General features: G+C 45.6%; 29 protein-coding genes. All 29 read left to right on the top strand.

From position 1 onward, the window contains the following. The first annotated feature begins 185 nt into the window (after positions 1-185). The 29 genes from cpaB (at position 186) to C7R92_RS22745 (ending at position 22673) form a co-directional block, all read left to right on the top strand. On the top strand, positions 186-914 hold the full coding sequence (gene cpaB, locus C7R92_RS22875) for a Flp pilus assembly protein CpaB (protein WP_069853045.1): 729 nt from the start codon (positions 186-188) through the stop codon (positions 912-914). After that, positions 911-2314, top strand: coding sequence for a CpaE/TadZ family protein (locus tag C7R92_RS22870; RefSeq protein WP_106835747.1), 1404 nt, complete (start codon positions 911-913; stop codon positions 2312-2314). Before cpaB ends, C7R92_RS22870 begins: the two co-directional genes overlap by 4 nt. A gap of 11 nt (positions 2315-2325) precedes the next feature. Continuing rightward, positions 2326-3813 (top strand): TadA family conjugal transfer-associated ATPase, encoded by a 1488-nt coding sequence (locus C7R92_RS22865; protein WP_069853041.1) that lies wholly within the window; start codon positions 2326-2328, stop codon positions 3811-3813. Positions 3814-3824: 11 nt separating this feature from the next. Continuing rightward, positions 3825-4721: a type II secretion system F family protein gene (locus C7R92_RS22860; protein WP_106835746.1), complete on the top strand. Its 897-nt coding sequence runs from the start codon at positions 3825-3827 to the stop codon at positions 4719-4721. Positions 4722-4732: 11 nt separating this feature from the next. Further along, positions 4733-5647, top strand: a complete 915-nt coding sequence (locus C7R92_RS22855; protein ID WP_106835745.1) for a type II secretion system F family protein — start codon at positions 4733-4735, stop codon at positions 5645-5647. A 90-nt stretch (positions 5648-5737) separates the two neighbouring features. Then, entirely contained in the window at positions 5738-5914 is a 177-nt protein-coding gene (locus C7R92_RS22850; protein WP_012683911.1) for a hypothetical protein, read from the top strand. After that, positions 5911-6408 (top strand): A24 family peptidase, encoded by a 498-nt coding sequence (locus C7R92_RS22845; protein ID WP_106835744.1) that lies wholly within the window; start codon positions 5911-5913, stop codon positions 6406-6408. The genes C7R92_RS22850 and C7R92_RS22845 overlap by 4 nt, the downstream gene beginning before the upstream one ends. After that, positions 6405-6836 carry a TadE/TadG family type IV pilus assembly protein gene (locus C7R92_RS22840; protein WP_106835743.1) on the top strand — a complete coding sequence of 144 codons (432 nt, stop codon included), beginning with the start codon at positions 6405-6407 and terminating at the stop codon, positions 6834-6836. The genes C7R92_RS22845 and C7R92_RS22840 overlap by 4 nt, the downstream gene beginning before the upstream one ends. After that, positions 6833-7342 carry a hypothetical protein gene (locus C7R92_RS22835; RefSeq protein ID WP_106835742.1) on the top strand — a complete coding sequence of 170 codons (510 nt, stop codon included), beginning with the start codon at positions 6833-6835 and terminating at the stop codon, positions 7340-7342. Before C7R92_RS22840 ends, C7R92_RS22835 begins: the two co-directional genes overlap by 4 nt. Positions 7343-7439: 97 nt before the next feature. After that, positions 7440-8057, top strand: a complete 618-nt coding sequence (locus tag C7R92_RS22830) for a DUF4046 domain-containing protein (RefSeq protein ID WP_069853025.1) — start codon at positions 7440-7442, stop codon at positions 8055-8057. Between the two features lie 108 nt (positions 8058-8165). Next, complete coding sequence (locus C7R92_RS22825; protein ID WP_017246987.1) at positions 8166-8444, top strand: hypothetical protein; 279 nt, start codon at positions 8166-8168, stop codon at positions 8442-8444. A 148-nt stretch (positions 8445-8592) separates the two neighbouring features. Continuing rightward, entirely contained in the window at positions 8593-9357 is a 765-nt protein-coding gene (locus C7R92_RS22820; RefSeq protein ID WP_069853023.1) for a hypothetical protein, read from the top strand. A gap of 2 nt (positions 9358-9359) precedes the next feature. Next, complete coding sequence (locus tag C7R92_RS22815) at positions 9360-10238, top strand: CpaE/TadZ family protein (protein ID WP_106835741.1); 879 nt, start codon at positions 9360-9362, stop codon at positions 10236-10238. After that, positions 10235-11023 carry an SAF domain-containing protein gene (locus tag C7R92_RS22810; RefSeq protein ID WP_017246990.1) on the top strand — a complete coding sequence of 263 codons (789 nt, stop codon included), beginning with the start codon at positions 10235-10237 and terminating at the stop codon, positions 11021-11023. The genes C7R92_RS22815 and C7R92_RS22810 overlap by 4 nt, the downstream gene beginning before the upstream one ends. After that, positions 11020-12138, top strand: coding sequence for a hypothetical protein (locus tag C7R92_RS22805; RefSeq protein WP_106835740.1), 1119 nt, complete (start codon positions 11020-11022; stop codon positions 12136-12138). Before C7R92_RS22810 ends, C7R92_RS22805 begins: the two co-directional genes overlap by 4 nt. Further along, positions 12138-13490 (top strand): ATPase, T2SS/T4P/T4SS family, encoded by a 1353-nt coding sequence (locus C7R92_RS22800; protein ID WP_106835739.1) that lies wholly within the window; start codon positions 12138-12140, stop codon positions 13488-13490. Before C7R92_RS22805 ends, C7R92_RS22800 begins: the two co-directional genes overlap by 1 nt. A 191-nt stretch (positions 13491-13681) precedes the next feature. Beyond that, positions 13682-14386 carry a type II secretion system F family protein gene (locus tag C7R92_RS22795; protein WP_244195797.1) on the top strand — a complete coding sequence of 235 codons (705 nt, stop codon included), beginning with the start codon at positions 13682-13684 and terminating at the stop codon, positions 14384-14386. After that, positions 14386-15225 (top strand): hypothetical protein, encoded by an 840-nt coding sequence (locus tag C7R92_RS22790; protein ID WP_106835737.1) that lies wholly within the window; start codon positions 14386-14388, stop codon positions 15223-15225. Before C7R92_RS22795 ends, C7R92_RS22790 begins: the two co-directional genes overlap by 1 nt. A 14-nt stretch (positions 15226-15239) precedes the next feature. Continuing rightward, positions 15240-15386 (top strand): hypothetical protein, encoded by a 147-nt coding sequence (locus tag C7R92_RS32415; protein WP_167403229.1) that lies wholly within the window; start codon positions 15240-15242, stop codon positions 15384-15386. Positions 15387-15415: 29 nt separating this feature from the next. Beyond that, positions 15416-15619, top strand: coding sequence for a hypothetical protein (locus C7R92_RS22785; RefSeq protein ID WP_016738853.1), 204 nt, complete (start codon positions 15416-15418; stop codon positions 15617-15619). 251 nt (positions 15620-15870) lie between these two features. After that, positions 15871-16194, top strand: a complete 324-nt coding sequence (locus C7R92_RS22780) for a hypothetical protein (RefSeq protein WP_244195798.1) — start codon at positions 15871-15873, stop codon at positions 16192-16194. Positions 16195-16197: 3 nt separating this feature from the next. Continuing rightward, positions 16198-16350 (top strand): hypothetical protein, encoded by a 153-nt coding sequence (locus C7R92_RS32410; RefSeq protein WP_007725191.1) that lies wholly within the window; start codon positions 16198-16200, stop codon positions 16348-16350. Then, a complete protein-coding gene (locus tag C7R92_RS22775; protein ID WP_069853008.1) occupies positions 16350-16766 on the top strand; it encodes a hypothetical protein in 417 nt (138 codons plus the stop codon). Before C7R92_RS32410 ends, C7R92_RS22775 begins: the two co-directional genes overlap by 1 nt. Before the next feature lie 55 nt (positions 16767-16821). Next, positions 16822-17385 carry a hypothetical protein gene (locus tag C7R92_RS22770; RefSeq protein WP_106835735.1) on the top strand — a complete coding sequence of 188 codons (564 nt, stop codon included), beginning with the start codon at positions 16822-16824 and terminating at the stop codon, positions 17383-17385. Between the two features lie 137 nt (positions 17386-17522). Next, on the top strand, positions 17523-17864 hold the full coding sequence (locus C7R92_RS22765; protein ID WP_012683929.1) for a DUF3870 domain-containing protein: 342 nt from the start codon (positions 17523-17525) through the stop codon (positions 17862-17864). A gap of 163 nt (positions 17865-18027) precedes the next feature. Next, on the top strand, positions 18028-18966 hold the full coding sequence (locus C7R92_RS22760) for an ABC transporter permease (RefSeq protein WP_017246999.1): 939 nt from the start codon (positions 18028-18030) through the stop codon (positions 18964-18966). Between the two features lie 26 nt (positions 18967-18992). Further along, the gene (locus C7R92_RS22755; protein WP_412679009.1) at positions 18993-19880 is read left to right on the top strand and encodes an ABC transporter permease; all 888 of its coding nucleotides are present in this window, start codon (positions 18993-18995) and stop codon (positions 19878-19880) included. A gap of 5 nt (positions 19881-19885) precedes the next feature. Continuing rightward, positions 19886-20911, top strand: a complete 1026-nt coding sequence (locus C7R92_RS22750) for an ABC transporter ATP-binding protein (RefSeq protein ID WP_106835733.1) — start codon at positions 19886-19888, stop codon at positions 20909-20911. 103 nt (positions 20912-21014) lie between these two features. Then, the gene (locus C7R92_RS22745; RefSeq protein ID WP_106835732.1) at positions 21015-22673 is read left to right on the top strand and encodes a peptide ABC transporter substrate-binding protein; all 1659 of its coding nucleotides are present in this window, start codon (positions 21015-21017) and stop codon (positions 22671-22673) included. Positions 22674-22786 lie beyond the last annotated feature (113 nt).

Here is a 22786-nt window from a genome sequence, read left to right as displayed (position 1 = left end):
CGTATTCAGTTTTGAAGGAATGAGACGAAAAGCTGTATTCCCGATTACTTGTAAAAAATAATCGGGAATACAGCTTTTTTTGTGTAATAAGTGTAACCGTGCAGAATGAATGCACGGTTTTTTTGTTTTCTTTTTTTGTCCCTCTATCATCCCCTACGCTAGAAACAATGGAGAGGAGGGGGAGAATGTCTATTCATCCGTTACGACTGTTGGCTATATTGCTTCTCGCTACATGTATAGGTATAGCGTCTTTCACCATTTTGAAACCACATCAGGTGACCTATATACAATTACGTTCATCAGTAGAAAAAGAAAGTGGCCAATTACTGGAAGCAAAGGATATGGAGCCATTGACATTGAGACTGGGAGGGATTTTTCAACGACCCTTTGCTCCAATTCCAGGCTTGATTCCATGGGAAGAAGGACAGAGTCTTGTCGGTTTAGCATTCACTCGTCACGTGAAGGGAGGCCGCCCGTTATTGCAAAGTGATTTGGAGCAAACAAGTAGTGTACAAGGCAGTGGGGTGATAACAGAAGAAATGACAGGTATGAGCATTCCCATAGACAATGTAGCAGGAGTTTCACCGCATGTATCAAGCGGAGAAAGGGTACACGTCTATGCTTCTTTTGAAGATGAGACAGGAGCACATTCTGGACTCCTATTGCAAAATATGCCGATCATTGGCATTCAACGCGAAATGGAAGGTGATCACCCCAATCTGGTAGCTGTTACTCTCTCCCTGACACGTGATGAGGCTGTTCTGCTAACACACGCACTTCATTATGGAAAAATCAGATTGGGCTTGGCCGCAGTGAAGGATGGGGGAAATCCGGGAATAGGAGACGCAAAATTCGCTGCAGAGTTAATGAAGACGAAAACACGCTGGGGTATTCAAAAGGAGGAGCAGGAGTGAAAAGGCGTTTGCTCATAGTAGATGATGATCGAGATTCAGCTCGTTTGTTAACGGCTCAACTTATTAACAGCAGATGGGTAGAAGTGTGCGGGGAAGCACTCGGAGTGGAAGAGGCATGGGCAAAATTACAGGCAAACCAACCCCATTTGGTATTGCTCGGTGGTATAAAGGGAACGGAAAGAGGTGTGTTGTGTCAGCAATTTCGGCTAGCCTTTCCTCATCTTTCATTTATTGCCGCTTGCTCAAGCGATGAACTGATGTGGGAGCCGTTTTTCCGGAACTTAGGCTTATGGGTTATTGCCAAGCCCATTGAACCAGGGCAAATCGAAGCGTTAGCCATGATGATACAGCCTCAAGGCATGGGAGCAGAAGCTACGCCACAACAACACCAGTATGTAATCCAGGAACAAACCAAGAGCTATCCGAGCCAGCCGCCTTCATTCTCAGAGCCGATTACAGATAGACAAGTCCCTGAAATGACTCGTTCCAAACAGCTTATTACTGTTTACGGTCCAAAAGGTGGCGTAGGAAAAACATTTATTTCTCGTGAGCTAGCGGTTTTCTTTTCCATGCAAAAAAAAGAAGGTCTCCCATTGCGGGTAATTGCTGTTGACTTCAATCTGGATCTCGGTACATTTGCAACTACCTTGAATCTCCCTCGTACCCCTAATCTTTTTACGTGGGTAAAGGATCTTGATGCTCAGTTGCATTCGTTTATTCAGAGTCAAGAAAATGACCCTTATTCCATAAGCAGTGAGGAATGGCAGGAATACGCACAAGCCTTGCCGTTATCTCCACAACAAATCGAGAAATATGTGGTTGCTCATCCTGATACGGGATTGCATGTACTTACCTCCCCCCGTGATATTCGACAAAGCTTTGAAATCCGTGACTATCATTTATATCTGATTCTCGAAACGTTAAAACAAAGCGACTACGACGTCATTCTGATCGATACGGCTCCTGATACAACAGATGCAACGATTCAAGCTCTGTTTTTTGCAGAACATGTCGTGATGGTGGGAAATCCGGTGGTAGACTCCATTGAAAATATTCAACGATTGCTGAAACTGTTGAGAGAAGCAGAGTACCCTGAAGAACGCATTCAAATTTGCATGAATCGTTTGCAACGGAAAGAAATGTTTACCTTAGATGAAATTCGTGCCTACTTTCAACTTCACCCTAGCAAAAAAATCTTCTCAATACCTGACGATGTAGAAGTAAAAAAATCGATTAACACCGGAACGCCAGTCATGCTCCAGTCAGGGAGAATTCCGGCCAAGGAAGCCATTGAGACACTAGGAAAAGCACTGTTTCCTGTAGATGGGGAACAAGTTAAGGCTATTGGAAAAGAGAAACAAAAAGAGAAAACATCTCTCTTCAAGTGGTTATGGGGATAAGGGAGGGTATCATGTTCGATAAAAAACAGTTACTAGGCATTTCTAATCAAGTCCGCACAGCGCAAGAATTACGGTCAGCGGGGAGGGGAATGGCGGGAGTACCTTCGACGCTTCACGAAAAAATGCATGCCCCCGACCACGAGCGGACGAATGAAAAATGGGTCGGGACAGATAGGGAAACATCGATTCGTACCCAGATTGTTGAGAAATACGGAAAACGATTATGGGAGGAAAAGCAGTCCCCACTCTTTTTAGATGAGTTGATGACAGATCTTCGAATGCTGTTGGAGTCGCAAACGACACTGACATCCATACAAATGGAAGCAGAAGTAAAACGATTGCTGCATTCTTTGACGGGTTGGGGGCCATTAGATGCTTTGTTAGAGGATAACGACATTACGGAGATTCTTTTTCATCGCTATAACTATCTCGTCATTGAAAGAAAAAGTACTGGTCGTCTTGAATCGCCAGACATTGCTGTTTTTCGCGATGAGGAAGAGCTGCTGCGCTTATTGGAACAAATTGCAGCGACAATGGGGCGTGAGTTTAATGAAACAAAAGCAGAGCTGCATACACAGCTTCCGGACGGTTCCCGGGTTGCTGCTACGCATCGCTCTATTTCTCCTGATGGTCATATGCTCACGATCAGAAAACACCGTGAGTTATTCAGCGAGTCCGACTATTTGCGGTATGGTTCCATTTGCGAGCCGATGCTTCTCTTTTTAAACAGAGCCGTCCGATTATCTCGTGCATCTGGCATTGTTAGTGGAGGAACAGGCTCAGGCAAGACACATATGCTCAATCTCATCTCCCAATATGTTCCTAATCATTTAAGTATTATTACGATCGAGGATGTTTTGGAGATGAAGCTTCAGCATCCTTTCGTGCGCAGATTTTTAGCGAAACCTGCGAATTATGAGGGGAAGGGTGGGTTTTCGATCAAGGATTGTGTTCGTTTGTCCTTAAGAAAAAGGCCGGATGTCATTATGGTCGGTGAGACACGAGGTGGCGAAATCGTAGATATGCTTTGGGCGATGAATACGGATCACCCTGGTAGCTGGAGCACAGCACATGCAAACTCACCGCGAGCTTTGGTCGATTCAACATTGCCCATTTTATTTGGAAAAGCAGATGAAGGGTATAGTGCTGAGGAGCGCAATTTAATGATCGGTTCAGCACTGGATCTGATTGTTCAAGTAAAACGTTTTGAAGAAGACGGCAGTCGCAAGGTGGTTGCGATAACGGAGGTAGTGGGGACGGGTCAATCGCATGAAGAATGGATAAAACGAGCTTGCAACATTAAACAGGTTCTCCCTGATCGGGTGTACTTACAGGATATTTACGTGTACGAAGCAACTGGGGTGGAGAATGGGAGAGTAAAGGGCCACTTCAAATGGACAGGCTATCGCCCAGAGCGACTGATTAAGCGATGGCTAGAGAAAGGCCTGTCACGAGAGGAGATTGAGCAAGTCTTTTTCACCACACCAATACCACTATAGGAGGAGAAGGCATGGATATTAGCTTACCTATTGCGATAGGGATGGGGATGGCCATCCTGTTATTGATCATGCCCAACAAATTGTATATGCGAGAACCGACGGGGAAGCACGAAATTGTAGAAGTCCTGCAACAGGACAGAAAAACAATTTGGAAGCAGTTTGAGGAGAGGTTGGCCAAATCGCGCTCAGGATGGGGGATAAACCAGTATGTGACCCTCTCTTTTTTATTGGGGATCGCGTCCTTTGGTGTGAGTAGTCAGATCCTACAGTCTTGGTGGATGGCATTGCCTGCTTTGCTGGCAGGGATTATGTTTACCGAACGGTTGGTGAGTGTATGGGGAGCTCGTCGAAAGGACGATTTCGAAGCAGGCAATGTAAAAGCGATTCGTCTCATGGCCAGTTCTTTACGTACTTCTCCATCGTATTTGCATGCGTTTGAACAGGTAGCGGCTAGTCCATTCTTATCAGAAATTGTATTAGAGGAATACAGGCGTATTGTAGAGCTATTGCGGGCACAAGTCCCGTTGGAGCACGTAATGAATCGATTCTTTGAACGTACAGGATCAGCAGATGTCAAATATTTAGCGACCATTGTCCACATTCAACGTGAGATGGGCGGAGATATGGCCAAAACGCTCGATTTGGCTGCCTCTTCGATATTGCGGCGTCGACAGTCGCTCCGTAGACAAAAAGCAGCAATGGCGCAGATCGTCGCACAAGTGAATTTACTAAGTGTCATGCCGTTTGTTTTTGTCATTGCGTTGTATGTGAATAATCCCAATCATTTCGACCCACTAACGGCCACAGTGGGGGGAAGATTGCTTATTTTGGGAAGCTTGGCTTCTATTTTGATTGGGGGAGAAGCAATTCGTTATGTTGCGCAAAAAAGCATAAGCAGGGGAGCATAGGAGAGGGTGCAATGTTCGTTCTCGTTACTAGTATATTGGTGAGTGTTGCTATATTTCTGTACGGTCTTCCGTCATGTGTGAGTAAGGAAGAACCATTCTCCGCCACGCTTTTGGGCAGGATTGATTCCGAGAAACAAGCCAAGCTTGAGCAATCTTTTCAACATGGACGAAAAAGGTGGACACTGGTTCGAGGCTTGGAGAAAAACCAGGTACTGCTACAGCATTTTTACAAATGGACGGGTGTCGATAAGAAAAAAATAGAGGAAACATTGGCTCGTTTGGGGATCGAGATAAGCCTGACAGAGATTGTCTTGTTTCGGCTCATCAGTATGTGTTTCATAGCTTCATCTCTAGCTTCATTGGCAACAAGCATGGTTAACGGTGAAAAAATCGGTACGGTAAATGGTCTCCCCTTAACGTTTAGCTTATTTTTGTACTTGCTTCCAAACATGCTGCTAGATTGGGCGGACAAGCGGGCAAAAGCTGAAATTCGTGCGCAGGTTCCTATTTTTTTCAGCATTGTGCAATCACTGGTGGAAGCAGGCATGCCATTGCAGCAGGCTGTTAAGCAGACAGCGAGACGGTTTGATGCAAGACTGGGCAGAGAGCTTGCGAGCCTAGAAATGGGAGAGAAAAGGCATGGGAACTGGAGAAAGGCGCTTGAAGAGTTGGCCTTTCGGTGGGAGGTAGATTCGTTGACTACCATCGCGCTGGAGATGAACGAGGCGATGAAAAAAGGGGTTAGCCTATCACAAATGTTGTCTGTCCAAGTAGAGGAGCAAGTGAGACAACAAGAAGACGAAGCTGCTACCCATATGAATCGGTTAAATATCAGGTTATTGCCTTTTGTCATTTTGTTAATGGGCCTGCCGCTGTTGTTCTTGGTGATGGGTCCTGCATTCATCGGCATCGGAGAAAGCTTGTAGAAAAATTAGCGAATGTAAATATTTTTGCGAGAGGCACTGTCTTTTGGCAGAGTGAAAATAGAACCAAAATCTCAATGAGGAGTGAATGGAATGGGAACCATCGCAGATTACGTCAAGCGTTTTTGGTATGAGGAGGACGGTGTTACGATCGTGGAAATGGTCATTATTATTGCCGTCATCTTGATTGTACTTATTCCGACACTGACACAACTAGGCACTGCCGAAGACGAGAAGCTGAAGGAACTGCAAGAAAAGATAAGCAAATGACAAACGTAATCTTGCTGGGCGTGTTAGGAGCGGCAGCATGGACGGATTGGAGACAAAGAAAAATACCGAATACTCTTGTTTTTCCAGCGATTACTGTCGGCTTATGGTATCAGTGGGAAGGTGAGTTATTAGCCGGAGCATTGTTAGGCGTGGCAGGAGCCTTTTTGTTGACAGTTGGTCCCGTAATCTTAAAAGGGATGGGGATGGGGGATCAAAAGTTGCTGATGGCTGTTGGTGCTTGGACGAGCTGGAGTGTGGTGTATTCTTTGTTTTTGCATTCCATCGTTTTGTGCCTGCTTGTTATGGTGTTTTATCCGCAAAATTGGGCTCGCTTACGCAACAATCTTCTAATCATAGCAGCCGGATGGTCAGCTCATCGACAAGTATGGCTTCCAGGCAGGGAAAAAACAGCCTTTTCATTCCCCTACGCGGTATATTTGCTGGTTGCTTTTGTGTTCCAATCCGTACGAGATGTCATCGGAGCAAGCGGATGATCACACGCATGGGACGAGTGATACGTGCGAGGGTGAAAGATGAGCGAGGCAGCCAAATGATTGAGTTTATTTTGGTGTTTCCTTTAGTTTGGATCTTGATCGTATTCTCCTTTGACCAATTCAGCATGATGTACAACAAGCAAAAGGCATTGGCGGCTGCGTATGAGGCAGGGAGAATTGCTGCAGTGCAGCCCAATTTCGGGTTGGCCAAATTCCATGCGAAAGAGCGAGGTACATCAGAATTAGAACAAGGTATTGGAGTCCTTCACAAAGATGTGCAGCTGGAGCTTGATGGGAACGGCTGGAGAAAAGGCAGTCATGTAAAAGCTGAAGCAACAGTTTCATTTCGGCTTCTCGCTACGGGGGAATTATACGAGATAACCGAAAGCTATCACATGATGGTTGAAAATGCGGAGGAGAAGCAATGAATGATCAGTTACACCATTTTTTGTTTCGAGTGAGGGAAGAGCGCGGGGCAACCATGATTACTATGCTCTTCTTTCTCTTCTGCTTAGGCAGCCTGCTCTCTATCCTGTTATTTTTGGAGCAGACAGATTATCTAAAAATGAAGATGCAACATACAGCAGATCTGATTACCAAAGGATCGCGTGCGGCTGGAAAATGGGAATACGAGGATTCAAACGGTGATAAGCAAATCAGATTGTTTGCGACAACAGAAGAAGCAGAACGGCGTGATGCAGATATCATTCGCGGGGCACGTGAAGAAGCTGGGATTCTTTGGAGATTAAACAGGCCGAATCTGGAGGGGACAAGTGATGGGGTCTCTGTCATTCACCAAAAAGGTGAACGGCCTTATTTGTACTTGCAAGGAATCTATCATTTAGAAGTAAAGGTTGAGAAGAATATACCTGTATTTTGGGATGAGCTGTTTGTAAAAATGAACAGAGTCTCCCAGTCTGGAGTCTATGAATAAAGTCACAATTTTGAACAAAGGTACTGTTATTTTTGTCCTAATCCCGCATGGTAATTTAGTAGTATATTCCAGAAATGGGGATAGGAGTGAGATGACAGTGCCTTCAAAAATAGTCGATCGGTACAAACGAATTCTTAACGGAGAGCAAAAGCGTTTTTCCCCGTATGAGTTCGAAGATGTGCAGTACCGTAAGCAAAAAGTCCAATTAGTTGTCAGATATGCGATTGAAAATGTGAAAAGATGGACGCCAGAGCAGGCGCGGCGTGAATTGAGCTTGCAAGATGTTAAAGAATTGAAGCTGCATTTAGTAAGGGAATTTATTGAACCGCCTATCGAGGCAAAGGCTGAGGATGTGTATTATTTCGTCGAATTTGCTTATCCGTATTTACCTCGGCTTTCAGAAGAGCAACGAGTGCTATGGGTTTACCAAGAAGTGCTTTCAGGCATAAGACGTCATTTTCCCCCATCTTATTTTCAGAGCATAAAGGGTGAGGAACGGGCAAAAATTTGCGTCGACTATATGTGCAGGCATCTACTAAAGCTGACAGATTTGCGTCAACTGCCAAGTATCTTCAGCAAAACAGAGAGAGCATATACGCTCCTGAAAACATATAAACTCAAGATTCTCGTCGATACACTCTACTTTTCACCATTTGATATGGTCACTGAAATGTATCCCGAACTTAGTGATCCCTCTTATTGGGAAGAGTTATAAAAATATTTGCACAACCCTGCTGTCTTTTTTTACGGTAGAGATAGTTTCATAGGCTTATAAGCAGATGAAACGGCCGTACTCTACAGGTGAGAGAAGGAGGCGTTGCGTATGGCAACAGTAGAGGCTCACCAGAAATGCTCAGCATCCGTGGAGCAGCTTCTAGGGCGACAAGTACGCTACCAGAAGCACAAACCCGGCAGGTATCTTTCAGTGGAAAGAGTTCCGCAGGGAGCGTTCCAGATCGAATCCGTACATCGATTTGGAGACAGAGTAGTACTCAATGACGGACTGATTGTAATGGAGAATGCTCCAACCGTCATGGAGCGCGGGGGAAGGATCGCTCTTCTTTTCGCGACCGGAGAAGAACTTTACTTTGTAACTGAGTAGGTTCTCTTAATCGCCTTGCACGGGTGCGTGTGAGGCGACCCATAAAGCGAAATGCCTGGTTTATCAGGCTAAATAAGATTCGACGAGTCGAGAATGCTGTTGGAGAATATCTATCGCTCTATAATAAGGAAAATGGGGGTATATTGACGTGTTGGCAAAGAGTGCAATCGAATTAGTCAACCGCTGCTATGAGGAGACAAACAAGCTGACATTGTTGTCATTGGAAGAGTTTAAGGAATCCTTTATTGCTTTTGTTTTTGGAGATTACCAGGAAGAGTTTATGGTTCAGTATGATCTGGAAGAGTTTTATGAGCATCTGAATCAGCTTCAGTTATCGAATTGCCGGAGAGATTTTGATCGAGCAGTTGAGGAATGGTACATCACAGAGTATGGAAGCGGGTATAAAGGCGTCAGTTATCATGACATTTTGTTTACGCTAGTAAAGGAAGCAGTCGTTCAATATCAATCGCCCAATCGGATAGCACTCATCCGGGACGTAACCAAGCTCCTTACTATGCCAAATGGATTCCTTGCCCGTTGGCAAAATGGGCAGATACGTGAGCGTCCCATCCCCACATATTTTAAATACTTGATGAAGCTTGGAGTACGTACACATGAAGATATTGAAACGTTGGTAGACATGTGGCTGGTAGAGTACCCAAACGCATTTAATAAAAAGCAGCAGGAGCTATTTGCCAATCCACCGAGAAGAGGAAGACCTAACAACGTCGAGCTCGCTCTGTTAATCGAGCTAGCCATGAAAGTGAGACCAGAAATGACAGCTCAGGAACGAGAGCGGCTGCGCAAAATATACTATTATCATCGCAAGTCCCTCACTGTTCGAGAGATGGTTGAGAAATTTGAGAAATACATTGCCAGTAAAAATAAATCAAATGATTCCCAGGTGGGATAATCATGTTTCACCAAATGAGCCGCTTTGTCTCCAGGTTCCGAGATTTGGAGCAACAGGAGTTTTCACAGTCAATTGAGGAAGAGCGGCATTGGAGAGTGCTTAAAGAAAAGCTTGCTTCGCCACAAATAGTTGAGCAACAGGAGTCGTATCAGCGTAAATGTATTGCTGTTATGAGTTTGTATGCACAGGCTGGAGCTAGTTTTCTTGCAAGTAACCTAGCGTATGCATGGTCAGGAAAAGGCATTCCTGTCACCCTTTGCGAGTTACCAAAAGTGACTTCCTATTATTATTTTGCACTTGATTTTGAACGTAGAGTTCGACAACAAGTAAGAGATTCTTCTACACCATCGCTCCTCATGCAGAATAACCATCTTCGCATCCAGATAGATTCCCCAGCAAAACTTCAGCACGAATCTTCTCAAACAGATACAGCCAACTGGTTACTACGGATTTGTAAGGATAGTCCCCTTGTTGTCATTGATGTTTCTTCCTACTGGAATGATCTCTACTCTAAACAAATTTTTGAGCATGCCGACGAAATATGGGTAGTATTTGATGCAGATTTGGCTAGACTTACCCGTTTGTTCCTGGTAGATCAAGCCCCTGCTTGGTGGAAGACAGAAAGAAGAAAAATAAAAATGATAGCAAACAAGTGGAATAGCCAATTGTCTCGGACAAGCATTATGAAAAAAGTAGAAGGAACGCTCTCATTATGGGATCAGCAGCCTGGAGCTGCACAGGTAACTGACATGATTCCGTTGATGGATGGAGAGAAAACAGCAATGGCAAGTGCTAAAGCCAACCTACTATTGGAGCTTTTCCCAGAGGAAGAGATTGAGTTTCAGTCATTGATTCATGCTTATAAAGGAAGGATGTTATGAAGAAGCAAACATTACTTGTTATTTGCTTAATTTCGTTTCTGCTAGCAGGGTCGTCCTTTTATGCAGCCACTCAATATATTGACGCGATGGCTGCGGAAAAGCTGTTTGCCCCAGTTGTAAAAGTAGCTGCAGGGAAAGAAATATCAGCCTTCGAGCCGATTACACAAGATGATGTGATACTTGTACAGGAAGAAGTGGATGAAATTCTTCCAGGCTCAGCGCGTGATTTGGATACTGTTCTGGGGAAAAGGAGCACGCAGACTATATATGAAGGCGAACAATTATTAGTGGAAAAGCTGACAGATACGCAGCTTTTACCGGAAAAAGGGGAGGCGCGCTACGAGTTCCCCCTACTATCCATTCATCCTTTAACGGAATTACGCAAAGGCGATCATGTGAAAATTTGGGTCAAATACAAGAATCTCTCGGAGCTGCAAGACTATCCTGCACCACTGCATTTTCGAAAAACCAATGATACGGCAGATTTGTTATTTGAAAGTCAGCTTGCAAGCGTGAGGGACAGTAATGGTATTGAGATCTATACATTAAAGCCGAGCTTGTTGCCATCGCCTGATCAGATGGATTCCATCTTTCATGGATCACGAGAAAAACCGTTGCAGAATGGCGAAAAACGATATCGTGACTACCGGGTTCAGCCAACAGCACTACCAGCTTTTATCGGCTTTAATTTGACAGACGAGGAGTATGTGATAGTAAGCGAGGCAATGTCATATGGGATGCTTCAGGTAGGTCATATCATGGGTTCAAAGGAGCAAGCGTCATGAAAATTTTAGTTTGTTATCCGATGAAGTCACTCGCCAAGACGTATATGCCTGTGTACAGTGATGTACTGGTAGCTGAGTCGGCGGAGGAGTTTTCGCGGCTTGTGCAGCTTTATATGCCAGAAGCTACCGTGATCTTTTCTGAAATGTTCACCTCTCCCGTTTGGGAATGGCTTCCGGCTCTGAAAGCACAGCTCCCGCCTAACTCACCGTTAATTATTGTTCCTCTCTATCGGGATGAGAAGATGATTGAGAAGGTAGCGGAGGAGTCTGAGCTAGAGCATGTATACCTGTTATCAGCCCATTTATCTCAAGAAGAAATACGCCATCAAATCAGTCTGATTCTAGGCCTTGTGCAAGAGTGTGCAGATATCAGATCGTCAAAAGAAAAGGGGCTGGTTTACGCTTTATTGAGCTACGGAGCTTCTGGCATTACTACCTTTTGTATTAATTATCCCGTCATACTAGCGAGACAGCATCCTGAAAAGCGAATTGTCGTACTTGATATGAATAACGCTAAGCCGGATTTAACACGTTTCTTCAAACTCCAACAACATCAATTATCTTCATTTCGTCCTGACTTTATCGATATACAAACAACTGCCAAGCGTAACTGGAGCAAGGTCTGCAAACAGAGCGCACACTTGCCTAATCTGTATTACGCACATGCTGCTAGCAAATGGAAAAGCTCAGAATTAAGCAATCTAATTAATGTGTTTCGCATGCAATTTGACTTTGTCTACGTCGATTGGGGTTACTGCTTTCCTGAGTCTGAGACTCTACAGCGATTGCTTCATACTGTTGACCGCAATCTTTTATTCGTGAGAGCTGATCCCTTTAGTATCGATAGTGCCAGAGAGTGGCTGTATAAATGGAGAGAAAGAGGAGTGAAATGCGAGGTTCTGCTCAGTCATTTAGAGCCTGGGCAACCCTTTCGAATCGGGGAGGATGTTTCGGTCTACGGTGTAGTACCACGAATTTCGGAGAGCAGGCTCAATCAATCTCATCAGAGCTGCAGTGTATTAATAGAAGAGTTTTTCCCTCCCAAATCCTACATCAGCAGTTTGAAGGAAATTGCTAAGGCACAATATATGGATAAAAGTGCGGTGTTTTGCTGATGAGAGGGATAGAACGAGAACAACCAGTTGGATCGGGCATCCAAACCATCGAGGACATTAAACAAGCAGCAAGAGATTATTTAAATCATTTTGGCAAAACGCGAGAAGAGAAGCTAGAGATGCAGCGAATTCTCGCTTTGGCAGAACAGGGAGATCGTGATAGTCACAACCATATTATTCTTCGCTTGCAGCATTATTTTGAGGAAGTCCTCCAACGACCAGTAACCGAACAAATTTTGCCGCATGTCAACGGTTACGAAGGGCTCACCTTTTCTACATACGGGTGGGGCATACTCGATGCGGTCCTCCATTTGTCTCCGTGGGTAGAGGAAGTGCGAATTTCTGCAAATCGCAACATTGCCTACTTGGAGCAAGGGGTCAAAAAATTTCTCTCTTACACACCAAGCTGGAAAGAGGTTGAAACCCTCCAACAAAAGTTGACCAATACAGCGGGGCTATCTTTTAACGAGAAAAAACCTAGATTGAGCGGATACTTACATTCACTAAAAGCGAGACTGACTATGTTTACTTTCCCTTATTCCAGAGTACCGACCATTCTGGTTAGACGATTTACAACGCCTACCTTTTCACTCGACCAACTCCGTACACAGCAACAGCCAGCCTTCGACGAAAGAATTCAATGGCTAATGGAACAGCAAGTGTACGGACGCAGCAATGTACTGGTTATTGGACCGATGGCTGCAGGGAAAACAACATTGATGATGTGTATGATGAAGCTGAAGGACCCTCAGACAGAATATGTCACGATCTTTGAAAGTGAACATGAGATGCGATTTGGTGATATTTGGCCAGGTGAAGTGATTGAACTCCAAAACGTGGAGGAAATCGGCATTGAATTAGAGCATTGCTTCAAAGACATGTACCGATCAACCGCAAATACGATTTTGATTGGAGAAATTCGCGAGCCCATAGAAGCGTACCATTTTATAAATGCCGGAATCAGAGGGACGGACGCTACAATCGGAGCGATGCACGAACGATTTGCGCATAGAGCGTTACATGATTTGACCGATCTTGTTTATCAATACGGAGGGCGGAGTGTAGAATTGACCCAGGAGCGGATTAGCAGGGCAGTCAATTTTGTCAATTCGCTTACATACCGCAACAGTGGTCACCGTTTTATTGATGCCATTCATACGACGGAGTGGAATTCATCTTTTAACCGAGTGGAATCTATTCCACTAGTAGGTCGCAACATGCAGACGGGAGCTTATGAATGGACGGGAAATCAACTGAGCCCACATTTAGTTGAATACATGTGTTACGTCGGCAAAGCAGACATTGAAGTGTTGAAAGAGCTACGTCTTACCGATATAGGCAGGCAGCTATGATTTACACATTTCTTTTCCCGGTGTTTCTATGTCTCTTCTCTGGCTTTCTGTTTCTCGGCTTACACCTGTATAAGGGATGGAGAAGTCCACGCGTATTCTTCCCGCGTACAGTTGAGGTATGGAGAGAGAAATTTTTAAGGCATTCAACCCGGCGCATGATGTATGAACGTTGTGAGCGTTGGTGTCAAATCGTGGGAGGTACACCAGAAGGGTACTTATTACTATCCATGATTGGCGGGATAGCGGGATTCATCTCGGGTATTTTGTTAGGAAATATGATTGTATCCTTGTCGCTTTTTCTCTTATTCTTCTTGCTGCCAACACTGATTCTATACGCACGCTATACCGTACAAATGAATAAAAAAATCAGCTCCTTCTGTCGATTCGTAGAGTTGTTTGCCCGTTATTATAACAGTCGCAAAAACATCGTTCTTACCTTTCGCGAAATGATAGAGGAATGCCCCAAAGAGTTATTACCTGACCTCCTTCTGCTAAACAATAGCCTTTCGGATGGGGGAAACTCGGTTGCGGCAGTAGAACAATTTGCGAAGAGACTGGACCATCCGTGGGCTTTTGATTTTGCAACGTATATTTCCAGCGGTTTGGAAGGAGAAACAGAAGATATTCAATCACCTTTAAACCGGTTAACGAATGAGATGTTTGTACAACAAGATGAAAAGCATGAGCGTGATAGTGAAATATACTCCATTTGGATCAGCCTGCTTATCGTCATAGCGATTTGCATTTGTTTGATCCCCTACAACCAGGGGTTGCTTCGAGATTCCTATCGTCTCTATTTCTACACGCCAGATGGACAGGCCATATTAGCAATTGCGGCGACTGTGTGGACTTTTTCGATCCTGTTGGCGTTTATTTGGGGAAGGAGATATCGTTAATGCCAATGCTAGTCATGTATACCTACCTTGGGTTAGGCGCTCTATTTGTTTTTAGTGCGACGTTTATGATCGGGAAGTATTTGTTTCACAAGCAAAAGCCGAGGCTGTTTGTTTACGGGGCGTGGTGGGGAAAGTGGGAGCAGGCACTCAAGCCTGACGAAAACGACAAATGGGATCAGTTACTATCACGAGCAGGAAGGCCTTTTAAATGGGGAAAACCGGAGTGGGTGTTTCTGCAATTGTTGACTGGAAGTACCGTTTGCATCCTGATTCTTATGTGGGTCGTCGTGAGTCGAATGGAATCATTTCCACTTCTGTCGATGTGCCTGGCATCTGCAGGGAGTTACATGCTTCCGTACATGGGCTTGAAGATGTGGGCAAATCACAGGGAGGATATGCTGAGCACAGATATCGCCAGATTTATCAATCGCTATGTGACCCTTCTAGAAAATCAGGTGCCCATTTACAATGCCATGGTCAAGGCAGCAAGACCGACTAGAAAGCTAAAGGAGTATATCCCTACTTTATCTGAGTGGAACAGGGACTCTAATGAAGCACTTGAGAGCTTTAAACGCAAGATTGGCGTCGACGACGGAATTATCCTCGTATCGAGCATGCGTACAATTGAGACGCTGAGCGAAGGACAAGTAAGTGCAACTATGCAACGAATGGAGTGGGCTGTCGATCATCGACGAATGTTCCGTCATCGAAAAAAGATAAAGTCTTTGGGGATCGGCTACACGGTTATTGTCTACCCGGCATTTTACATGGGATTATTGGTCGCCATGTTTCCCTGGTACAAGCTGCTTACAGAAATTCTGGATAAATATTTAATCTGAAGAGGAGAAAACTCATGACCAAGCTATTATCTATCATCATGTGCATCGTTTTCTCTTTAGGAATAATCGTTTCTAGCTTGTCCGAAATAAACACATCGGTAGTGAGAGAAGACGGGCTGAGAGATCGAGCAGTTGGGTGGATCGAAAAAGCCATACCTTAAATCACGTAAGAGAAAAGGGGAAATTCGAGATGTCGAAAATGTTTTTTATTTTTTTAGCATGCGTCATGGTGTTAGGGATCGGTGTCAGCAGCTATGGCAATGAGTTAAGCCCGGCGGCAAACGATTCTGCCGAGAGCATTAACCAATCCATCACATCGCTGAATTACGATACCCGAAATGAAAACATCAACTTCAGGATGCAAAACGGCACATCTTATACATCGTCAAAGTGATGCTGCACATCCACGTTCTTCTCATCATTTCGATTATGGTAGGGAGTTTGTGCGCGGTACTTTGGAATCTCCAGCCAGAGGAGCAGCTTAAACAGACACAAAAAGAAAGGGTGTATCGAGCAGCGACGGTCATCTTCCATTAAAGAGGAGCTGGCGTTTCTAAAACGATGGTGAAAGCAAAAGTCTTTCTTATTTGTCTACTGGTCCTTCTATTGGTCACTTCCGCATTGGGAGCTTACCACTTGTACGCAATGGAAAGGGCGATTGCCCGTGGAATCTATGCTGACTTACTGGATGATATGCAGGACATCGGGTATTTGGAGCCGACGTTAGCAGATTACTATCTTCTGAAAATGAAAGAACTGGGTTGGGAAGTGACAGAGGATGCGTTTGCTGGGAGCTGGCCTCGAACTGAGAGAGAGCGAGCTCGCAAAGAGCGGCAGGAGGCGATTACCTTGTCGGTTACCATCCAGCCTTCAAAAGTGACCCAATGGCTGCACAAATTTGTGGAGGGGGATACATCCTTTTCCTTTACGGGAAGCCGGCCGTCCGAATACTTTGATCCAGGGTGGTAGTGCATGAATAAAATGATTAGCATTTTGGCTGTAATGGCTATTGTTTTGCCTTTGACGGTAGGCTTGCTTCTCACCGGTCCGCAAAATCTCCTTTCGGCATGCACGCAGTTTTTCGGTGATTTGCTCGCTGAAGTCACGCGTTTTGGTACAGGCTAATGGGTCAATTAATCGCTGTGATTCTGAACATTATGGTTATGCTACTCGTTCCATTAGGACTTTTACAGGTACATACGGTTGTTCAGGCCAGAAACGAATTATTGGAAGTGAGCGCGGCCGCTACAAAATACGTCAGCAACCACGGGGGGACGAGTGAAGCCAACTTGCAACAAGAGGTTCGGGCATTGATCACTCGGGAGTTGAGGGAGAAAAAGTTTTCCGTGTCAGATCAGGACCTGTCTGTCAGTGTCACTCGCACTCGTTCACTTGATCCCGTCCTATGGAGCCATGAAGATGAATTTGTTGTGGAGCTGGCAATTCCATACCCCCGCTTTACCTCATGGATTCCAATGCCGGCTGATTCCTTGCAAGTTCAAAGAATAGGTACAGTTAACATCATGGACTACGATCTGTAAAAGCTCCCGTTAGGAGGCTATCGTTACGGGTATAAACATCTTATCGATTTCTACGATGCTGTTCTTTTTGCTGGTAGGTATGTTTATTGTCGATGCAGACATCGCCATGCAGAAAAAAACAGAAGTGAAGATACTTCTGGAGTTGTCTAATCATCACGCCACCTTTGCTGTTGATCCTGTATTGAAAACAGAGGGTGTGATTGATCTGCTTGAAGACGAGGCTCTTGAACGTTTTGATGACAGAATGTACGAGAATGGTGGATACCGTCGTGAGCAAGCCATGTTCGTCCCTCAAGCAGACAGTGTGACCACTGATCCCATTCCTTTCTCGCGCTATTATGTGGATTTCCGTTCGTGGCGCCATGACCTCCAATTACGCCTACAGTACAATGGGACAACCCTCGTGACAGAGCGAGCAACGGAAGGGCCAGCTCGTCCTGGAGGTGGCATGCTACAGATTACCGTCGTAACTGAGCATGGGGAAGAACTGCAGCTCGCACCGAAAACAATGGTCGGTCCATCCCATGTAGTAGTTGCCTACATCGATGAGCAACCGTTTCTACCAATGCTGCCCCCACATTCGTTTCCAGTCGTATCTGTAGAAGAACTGAAAGATTAGTCAGACTTATTTACAAATTGCAAATTCTTCTGGTACTATGTAGGAAAGTGCTTACCCAGCTTGCGATTGTGAGGAAGTCGCTCTCCGAACATCCCGTTTGCCGGTCCGTTAAGCATAGTAAAAGTGGGGTTATTGATTTGTTTGATAAAGATACCATTTATATCGTAGGCGATGCACAGTCCTCTTCGAACAATCCGATTACACAGCAATTCAGTGCTTTTTTTATCGGATTGGTTGTTGATACTTCCAACGACAAGATCGTAGATGCGGCTTGTTCCTCCACGGTTCAACTGACGTCTGATTTTGCTCGGTCGATCTTTATCGGTCATTCTATTATGGCGTCGGAGGAAATTGGCGAAGAGATTCGCTTTCGGTATTTTGGATCTTCCCAAAAAACATTGATCGCAGCGTTCAAGGACGCGCAAAAGAAGTACAAACAAGCAGTTTCCACGAGAAATAAAGCCACAGTCACCAAATGAATACACCCGCTGCTTTATTTATTCGTATGCACGGCATACACGTAAGTAAAACCCAGCAAATGCCATGATCGCGTGCATTTGCTGGGTTTTTTGCTTATTACGAGAGGTAAGTCCCTGCCACCAACATGGTTTTACGGATTTTTGATGAAAAGGAGGAGAGTCCTTGCTATCTTTTGTCTTCCGCAGATTTATCTCCATGATCGTGACGTTATGGCTCATCATTACCCTCACCTTTTTCCTGATGCATGCCGTTCCAGGATCTCCTTTTGAAAAGGAAGGAAAGGCATTAAACGAAGCCGTTGCTGCCAACCTCAATGCCTACTACAACCTGGATAAGCCACTACTCGTCCAATATGGGCTGTATTTGCAAAAGCTGTTGCAGTTTGACCTTGGGCCATCGATTGCCAACAGCTCAGATACGGTCAACAAAATGATCGCCCGTGGATTCCCCGTTTCTTTTCAACTCGGTCTGATTTCTGTCGTCTTTGCGATTGTCACTGGTATCGCCCTTGGTGTGATCGCCGCACTACGACATAACCGTCTCATTGATTACCTTGCCATGATTATTGCTGTTATCGGGATATCTGTTCCCAGCTTTGTTGTCGCTTCCTTATTAATCAAATATTTGGCGGTCGAATGGAAGCTGTTGCCGACCGCAACATGGGGTACTTGGCAGCATGTGATTATGCCAGCGCTTGCATTGGCATTTGGTCCGATTGCGATTATCGCTCGTTTGACCCGTACCAACATGCTGGAAGTGCTGACCCAGGAATATATTGAAACCGCTCGTGCAAAAGGGCTGTCTCCGGCGACGATCGTGTTGAAGCACGCGCTACGTAATGCAATTTTGCCTGTCGTCACGCTTTTAGGTGCATTGATTGCCAACGTTTTAACGGGAAGCTTTGTGATCGAAAAAATATTTGCGATTCCTGGGATGGGGAAATATTTCGTGGCTGGTATTAATAACCGTGACTATTCCGTCATCATGGGAACGACTGTCTTCTATAGCGCACTTTTGATTTTCCTGATGTTTGTCGTCGATGTCCTGTACGGCATCATTGATCCACGAATTAAGCTACATCGAAAGGAGAGCGAAGGATGATCGTTTCTGATGATTTATTTATCCCCATGCGTAAAGACAACCTCAATGCGGAAGCGATTGTGCGACCTCAACTGACGTTTTGGCAAGAAGCTTGGCTTCGTCTGAGAGGAAACAAGCTGGCCCTGATGGGGTTGGTGGTTATTATCTTGCTTGGGGTTATGGCTACGATTGGACCGATGATCTCTGGTCATGAATACGCCAAACAGTCGATTATTATGAAAAACAAACCGCCATCGGAAACGAATTGGTTTGGTACTGATGATTTTGGCCGGGATGTGTTCACACGTGTTTGGTATGGTGCTCGCATTTCTCTGTTTGTCGGTTTGACAGCAGCTCTTATCGATTTTTTCATTGGTGTCTTGTATGGAGGAATTGCCGGATATTTGGGTGGGCGAATCGATAATATCATGATGCGCTTCGTCGATATTTTGTACGGCCTTCCTTATTTGTTGGTTGTGATTTTGCTGATGGTCGTCATGGGACCGGGACTTTTAACCATTATTATCGCATTAAGTGCGACAGGCTGGATCGGGATGGCCCGGACTGTGCGTGGTCAGGTCCTGCAAATGAAAAACTCGGAGTACGTACTGGCGGCAAAAACAATGGGGGCAAAGCCTTTCTACATCATTCGCAAGCACCTGCTGCCCAACACAATTGGCATCATCATTGTCTATGTCACGTTATCTGTTCCATCTGCGATTTTTTCAGAGGCGTTTCTGAGCTTCCTCGGTCTCGGTATTCAGGCGCCAATGGCTAGCTGGGGTGTGATGGCGAACGATGGACTCCCCACCATTTTGTCCGGTCATTGGTGGCGGCTCTTTTTCCCTGCTTTCCTAATCTCGCTGACGATGCTCGCATTCAACGTGCTCGGTGATGGCTTGCGCGATGCGTTCGATCCGAAGTCAAGGAGGTAGGCAACATGGATAAAACGGAAAAGCTGCTGGAAGTCAGTGGGCTTCGGGTCACATTCAAGACGCATGGCGGTGAAGTGAACGCGGTTCGGGACGTGACCTTTACCTTGAACAAAGGGGAGACACTGGCGATTGTTGGTGAATCCGGATGTGGGAAAAGCGTGACTGCAAGGAGCATCATGCGTCTGATCCCAGAGCATATCGGAAAAATCGCAGGTGGAAGTATTCGTTTTAAAGGGCAGGATCTGGCAAAGCTGCCGGAAAAGCAAATGCGTGAGCTGCGTGGGAAAGAAATCTCCATGATCTTTCAAGATGCGATGACGTCGCTCAACCCGACCATCACCATTGGTGAACAGATTATGGAAGGAATCATTCGCCATCAAAAGGTCGCCAGAAGCGAAGCCAAGCGGCAAGCGATTGAAATTCTCACCTTGGTCGGGATCGCTAATCCAGAAAGTCGTCTCAAGCAATACCTCCATCAGTTCAGTGGCGGGATGCGCCAACGGATCATGATTGCGATTGCGCTTGTCTGTAAGCCGTCCATTTTGATTGCGGATGAGCCTACGACAGCGTTGGATGTAACGATTCAGGCGCAAATCATCGAGCTGTTCAAAAGCATTCAGCAAAAGACGGGAGTCTCGATCATTATTATCACGCATGATTTGGGAGTCGTCGCCAAGATTGCGGATCGGGTCAATGTCATGTATGCCGGAAAAGTGGTAGAGTCCGGTCCTGTTCGCGACATTTTTTACAATCCACAGCATCCATACACCAAAGGCTTGCTGGCGTCGATGCCTCGTTTGGATGCGGATCGCTCTATTCCGCTGAGCCCCATACCTGGAACACCTCCAGATTTGTTTCGTCCGCCAATTGGCTGTGCATTCGCTGCGCGTTGTGACTATGCGTTGGAAGTATGTCGGAATTACCAGCCTGCGGAGACCCATGTCCATAGCAAACACGCGGTTTCCTGTTGGTTGCAGGACCCACGGGCGAAGAAGTTGCTGGCGTCGATGCAACCGCCAACGGGGACCTGATTCATAGCTTTGGAGGGCAGTGCTTTCGTGTAAAAGAGGGTGTCGTCTGACGGCGCTATCCTTTTACGTCATACAAAAACAAATAAATAAGGGGGAAGAAACAGTGAAAAAACTATCAACATTGTTGCTGACGGCTACGCTGGGTGTGTCCATGCTCATGGCTGGATGTACATCGGGTCAACCAGCTGCACCGAGTGAGCCTGCACCAGGCAACACGGCTCAGCCAAACGCTCCGACGCCGGGCGATCAAGCGGCAAAGCTCCTCTTGCTGAATAATATCAAGGAACCGACGTCATTGGACCCGCCGATTGGTTTCGATGAGCCGTCCTATAACATTTTGAACAACTTGATGGAAGGCTTGACTCGCCTGGACGAAAATCAAAAGCCTCAACCAGCGGCCGCTTCCGAATGGAAAATCTCTGTGGACGGAAAAACCTACACCTTTACCCTGCGTGACAATAAATGGTCCAATGGTGAGCCGGTAAAGGCTCAGGACTTCGAATTCGCGTGGAAACGCATGCTTGATCCTGCCCTGGCATCTCCGGCAGCATCCCTTGCGTACATTATTGAGGGTGCGGAGGCATATAACAGCGGGAAAGGACCGGCGGATGGCGTAAAAGTAAAAGCCGTGGATGACAAGACACTAGAGGTTGTGCTCGCTCAACCAGCTTCTTGGACGCTCCTGTTGGCATCCAACCCAGCTTTCTTCCCTGTACACAAAGCAACAGTAGAAAAAGATCCGAAATGGGCAGCAGAAGCAGCAAGCTTTGTCGGAAACGGACCTTTCAAGCTGACAGAGTGGGCGCATGACAGTGAACTGAAAATCATGAAGAGCGATACCTACTGGGATGCAGCCAACGTAACTCTTCCTGGTGCCGTTTGGAAAATGATTGATGACGAGAATACCGAGTATCAAATGTTTACAAACGAAGAGCTGCACAGAACAACAACCGTTCCTGCAGACATGGCGGACCAATTGTTCAAAGAAGGCAAAGTATTCGTGCGTGACGGAGCAGGTACAGAGTTCTATCGATTTAACGTAACGAAGGAGCCATTTGATAACGCCAATATTCGCAAAGCCTTTAGCTTGGCGATTGACCGTAAGACACTGGTCGACCTGGTGCTGATGCGTCAGCAAAAACCGGGAACAGGCTTCGTATCTTTTGGTTTGCCTGATGCCAACGGTGAAGGACAATTCCGTGAAGTGGGCGGAGAACTGGTAAACTTCAACCCAGAAGAAGCGAAGAAGCTCCTGGAACAAGGAATGAAAGAAAAAGGCTACACAAAGCTGCCAGAGGTTACTCTCACGTACCGCAGCGGAACGGCTAACGAAAAAACGGCACAAGCCGCACAAGAAATGTGGAAGCAAACATTGGGCGTTGATGTGAAGCTGCAAAAGGTAGAAGGAAAAGTTTTGACCGATATGCAAAAGCAATTGCAGTATCAAATTGCTCGTTCTTCCTGGTTGCCTGACTTCGGTGATGCGATCAACTTCCTCGACATTTTCCAATCGAAGGCAGCAAGCAATCGTACGGGTTGGAGCAATGCGCAATTCGACAAGCTGATCCAAGACGCATACAAAGAGCCAGACGATGCAAAACGTCTGAAGCTGCTGCATGATGCAGAAAAACTCTTGTTGGATGAAGCGCCAATCGCACCGCTGTATTTCTACAACACTTCCTTGCTCTCAAGCGACAAGGTGAGTGGGGTACAAAGCTCTTCACTTAGCTACACAGACCTGAGAAAAGCTGTCGTGAAGTAACAAGAGTGAGTTGGGAGAAGTCATTTCAGACGGCTGGAATGACTCTCCCCCCTTTTTTGCTAGAATTTTTAATAGTGCTATAATTTAGTATGTCTATTAGAAAAAACAGTTAA

This window comes from Brevibacillus porteri (assembly GCF_003013475.1).
Taxonomy (GTDB): Bacteria; Bacillota; Bacilli; order Brevibacillales; family Brevibacillaceae; genus Brevibacillus; species Brevibacillus porteri.
This window is presented reverse-complemented; position numbering and strand designations above follow the sequence as displayed.

Excerpts from the sequence above, each read along its gene's own strand:
- cpaB (WP_069853045.1), top strand. The coding sequence starts at position 186 with ATGTCTATTCATCCGTTACGACTGTTGGCTATATTGCTTCTCGCTACA.
- C7R92_RS22865 (WP_069853041.1), top strand. The coding sequence starts at position 2,326 with ATGTTCGATAAAAAACAGTTACTAGGCATTTCTAATCAAGTCCGCACA.
- C7R92_RS22860 (WP_106835746.1), top strand. The coding sequence starts at position 3,825 with ATGGATATTAGCTTACCTATTGCGATAGGGATGGGGATGGCCATCCTG.
- C7R92_RS22855 (WP_106835745.1), top strand. The coding sequence starts at position 4,733 with ATGTTCGTTCTCGTTACTAGTATATTGGTGAGTGTTGCTATATTTCTG.
- C7R92_RS22850 (WP_012683911.1), top strand. The coding sequence starts at position 5,738 with ATGGGAACCATCGCAGATTACGTCAAGCGTTTTTGGTATGAGGAGGAC.
- C7R92_RS22845 (WP_106835744.1), top strand. The coding sequence starts at position 5,911 with ATGACAAACGTAATCTTGCTGGGCGTGTTAGGAGCGGCAGCATGGACG.
- C7R92_RS22840 (WP_106835743.1), top strand. The coding sequence starts at position 6,405 with ATGATCACACGCATGGGACGAGTGATACGTGCGAGGGTGAAAGATGAG.
- C7R92_RS22835 (WP_106835742.1), top strand. The coding sequence starts at position 6,833 with ATGAATGATCAGTTACACCATTTTTTGTTTCGAGTGAGGGAAGAGCGC.
- C7R92_RS22825 (WP_017246987.1), top strand. The coding sequence starts at position 8,166 with ATGGCAACAGTAGAGGCTCACCAGAAATGCTCAGCATCCGTGGAGCAG.
- C7R92_RS22815 (WP_106835741.1), top strand. The coding sequence starts at position 9,360 with ATGTTTCACCAAATGAGCCGCTTTGTCTCCAGGTTCCGAGATTTGGAG.
- C7R92_RS22810 (WP_017246990.1), top strand. The coding sequence starts at position 10,235 with ATGAAGAAGCAAACATTACTTGTTATTTGCTTAATTTCGTTTCTGCTA.
- C7R92_RS22805 (WP_106835740.1), top strand. The coding sequence starts at position 11,020 with ATGAAAATTTTAGTTTGTTATCCGATGAAGTCACTCGCCAAGACGTAT.
- C7R92_RS22800 (WP_106835739.1), top strand. The coding sequence starts at position 12,138 with ATGAGAGGGATAGAACGAGAACAACCAGTTGGATCGGGCATCCAAACC.
- C7R92_RS22790 (WP_106835737.1), top strand. The coding sequence starts at position 14,386 with ATGCCAATGCTAGTCATGTATACCTACCTTGGGTTAGGCGCTCTATTT.
- C7R92_RS32415 (WP_167403229.1), top strand. The coding sequence starts at position 15,240 with ATGACCAAGCTATTATCTATCATCATGTGCATCGTTTTCTCTTTAGGA.
- C7R92_RS22785 (WP_016738853.1), top strand. The coding sequence starts at position 15,416 with ATGTCGAAAATGTTTTTTATTTTTTTAGCATGCGTCATGGTGTTAGGG.
- C7R92_RS22780 (WP_244195798.1), top strand. The coding sequence starts at position 15,871 with ATGGAAAGGGCGATTGCCCGTGGAATCTATGCTGACTTACTGGATGAT.
- C7R92_RS32410 (WP_007725191.1), top strand. The coding sequence starts at position 16,198 with ATGAATAAAATGATTAGCATTTTGGCTGTAATGGCTATTGTTTTGCCT.
- C7R92_RS22775 (WP_069853008.1), top strand. The coding sequence starts at position 16,350 with ATGGGTCAATTAATCGCTGTGATTCTGAACATTATGGTTATGCTACTC.
- C7R92_RS22770 (WP_106835735.1), top strand. The coding sequence starts at position 16,822 with ATGCTGTTCTTTTTGCTGGTAGGTATGTTTATTGTCGATGCAGACATC.
- C7R92_RS22755 (WP_412679009.1), top strand. The coding sequence starts at position 18,993 with ATGCGTAAAGACAACCTCAATGCGGAAGCGATTGTGCGACCTCAACTG.
- C7R92_RS22750 (WP_106835733.1), top strand. The coding sequence starts at position 19,886 with ATGGATAAAACGGAAAAGCTGCTGGAAGTCAGTGGGCTTCGGGTCACA.